Origin of the sequence: Frankia sp. AiPs1 (assembly GCF_023716945.1) — a bacterium.
Classification (GTDB): domain Bacteria; phylum Actinomycetota; class Actinomycetes; order Frankiales; family Frankiaceae; genus Frankia.
The window spans coordinates 1-2,500 of record NZ_JAMQQF010000432.1 but is presented as its reverse complement, the minus strand read 5'-3'; the positions used below and the strand labels follow the sequence as shown (position 1 = coordinate 2,500).

Annotated in this window: 2 protein-coding genes; both read left to right on the top strand. The window is 71.6% G+C overall.

Annotation, left to right across the window (positions count from 1 at the left end; genetic code table 11):
- Positions 1-391: 391 nt before the first annotated feature.
- The gene (gene dop / locus ND748_RS24630; protein ID WP_374216023.1) at positions 392-1,909 is read left to right on the top strand and encodes a depupylase/deamidase Dop; all 1,518 of its coding nucleotides are present in this window, start codon (positions 392-394) and stop codon (positions 1,907-1,909) included.
- Positions 1,910-2,101: 192 nt separating this feature from the next.
- Entirely contained in the window at positions 2,102-2,320 is a 219-nt protein-coding gene (locus ND748_RS24625) for a ubiquitin-like protein Pup (protein ID WP_251748358.1), read from the top strand.
- The last annotated feature ends 180 nt before the right edge of the window (positions 2,321-2,500 follow it).

Below are 2,500 nucleotides of genomic sequence, written 5' to 3'. Positions count from 1 at the left end.
CGCGGCGCCCCCCGCGGCCCCCCCCCCCCCCCCCCCCCCCCCCCCCCCCCCCCCCCCCCCCCCCCCCCCCCCCCCCGCGGCATGCGCGCGCCACCCATGCGCACGCCGAAGGTCGCCCCCCGCCCCGTCCGCGGGGCCTGCGACCCACCATGAGGGCCTTCACCCAGGTCGGCCGGTCACCGGCCCGTGGGCGACCCGCGCGTGCCGGTCGCGCCGCGACCCGCCCGGCGCAGGGTGCCCCCGACCGGGGGATCCCCGGCCTCCGACGGGTCCGGCTCGGGGTTCGCCGCGCCGATCCGCGTCGAACGGAACGGGTCCGTGCGCACCGCTCAGAACAAACAAGGCGGACGTCCGGCCAACCGACCGCCCGCGCAGCACCTACGCTTGCAGAGTGAGCGCGCGCCGGATCATGGGAATCGAGACCGAGTACGGGGTGTCGGTGCCCGGTCAGCCGAACACCAACCAGATGTTGGCCTCGTCGTTGGTGGTGAACTCCTATGCCAACAGAACGTCGTCCTCGGGTAGCCGTGCCCGGTGGGACTTCGAGGAGGAGTCACCGCTGCGGGACGCGCGAGGCTTCGAGCTCCCCCGGGAGCCCGCGGTCGACCCCAGCGCGCCGGCCAACGAGGACGACCTTGGCCTCGCCAACGTCATCCTGACCAACGGGGCACGGCTCTACGTCGACCACGCCCATCCGGAGTTCTCCTCGCCCGAGGTCACCAACCCGCGTGACGTCGTGCTGTGGGACAAGGCCGGTGAACGGGTGATGGCGGAGGCGGCGCGGCGCGCCCTGACGGTGCCCGGGTCCAAGCCCGTGAACCTTTACAAGAACAACACCGACAACAAGGGCGTCTCCTACGGCTGCCACGAGAACTACCTCATGGCCAGGTCGACCCCGTTCGGGGAGATCGTCCGCAACCTCACCCCGTTCTTCGTCTCCCGCCAGGTCGTCTGCGGCGCCGGCCGGGTCGGCCTCGGCGTGGACAGCCGCGAGGCCGGCTTCCAGATCAGCCAGCGGGCGGACTTCTTCGAGGTCGAGGTGGGCCTCGAGACGACGCTGAAGCGTCCGATCATCAACACCCGCGACGAGCCGCACGCCGATCCGGAGAAGTACCGCCGGCTGCACGTCATCATCGGCGACGCGAACATGAGCGAGGTCGCGACCTACCTGAAGGTGGGGACGACGTCGCTGGTCCTCGCCATGATCGAGGATGGCTGGTTCAGCGTCGACCTGTCCGTGGACGGCCCGGTGGCCGCGCTGCGGGCGATCTCGCACGATCCCTCGCTCAAGCACCTTGTGACCCTGCGCGACGGTCGGAAGATGACCGCCGTGCAGTTGCAGATGGAGTACTTCGAGCAGGCCCGCAAGTACGTGGAGAACCGGTTCGGTTCCGACGTCGACCCGCAGACCGCCGACATCCTGTCCCGCTGGGAGTCGGTCCTCGGCCGGCTCGAGGTCGACCCGATGAGCCTGGCCCGGGAGCTCGACTGGGTCGCCAAGCTGGCGATCCTGGAGGGCTACCGCTCGCGTGACGGCCTGAACTGGGACTCGCCCCGCCTGGAGCTCGTCGACCTGCAGTACCACGACGTGCGGCCGGACAAGGGCCTGTACAACCGCCTCGTCGAGCGCGGCCGGTTCGATCTGGTCGTCAGCGAGGACGAGGTCACCAGGGCGATGACGGAGCCGCCGGAGGACACCCGGGCGTTCTTCCGGGGGCGCTGCCTCGCCCGCTACCCGCAGCAGGTCGCCGCGGCGTCGTGGGACTCGGTGATCTTCGACATCGGCCGGGACTCCCTGCAGCGGGTACCCACCCTGGAGCCGTTGCGGGGGACCAAGGCGCACGTGGGCGAGCTGCTCGACCGCTGCGCCACCGCCGCGGACCTCGTCGATGCGCTGGCCGGCCGCTGAGTCCGCGGCTGGCGGGCCCATCGTTGCCCGTCGGCGGGCCGGGTAGGTCTCCGGCTGACCTGCGTGCGTTGCGCCCTGGGCGGACGTCGCGACGAGACGGTCAGTTCGTGATGGAGTGGACCTCTCACCGATCCGACCGATGGTGTCGGTGAGGCGGGATAGTGTCGCGCCAGGCGATCGAAGGAGGGCTTCATGGCCACCAGGGACAGCGGCGGCGGGCAGCAGCACACCAATCGGCAGGCCGACGAGGTCGAGGAGGTCGTGGCCGAGGGCAACGAGGCCAGCGACCTCAAGGAGCGGCACGAGAAGCTGTCCGAGGACGTCGACTCGCTCCTCGACGAGATCGACGACGTCCTCGAGGAGAACGCCGAGGAGTTCGTGAAGGGCTACGTCCAGAAGGGCGGCGAGTGATCGCGCAACTCCGGCGTCGGCGGGGCTGAGCCCGCGCCGCGCGTCGGCTGCGGTCGCGCCCGGGGCGCCGTAAGGTGCCTCTCGATCGTGGCGGTCGCCCTGTGTCGCCTGACCGCCGCCGGCCGGGTCGCCCATCCGCAGTCCGCGTGTCACCCGCCGGTTCCGCCGGCGGGTGAGGCG

Bases quoted from the DNA above. Each gene is read 5' to 3' on its own strand.
- ND748_RS24625 (WP_251748358.1), top strand. From the start codon at position 2,102: ATGGCCACCAGGGACAGCGGCGGCGGGCAGCAGCACACCAATCGGCAG.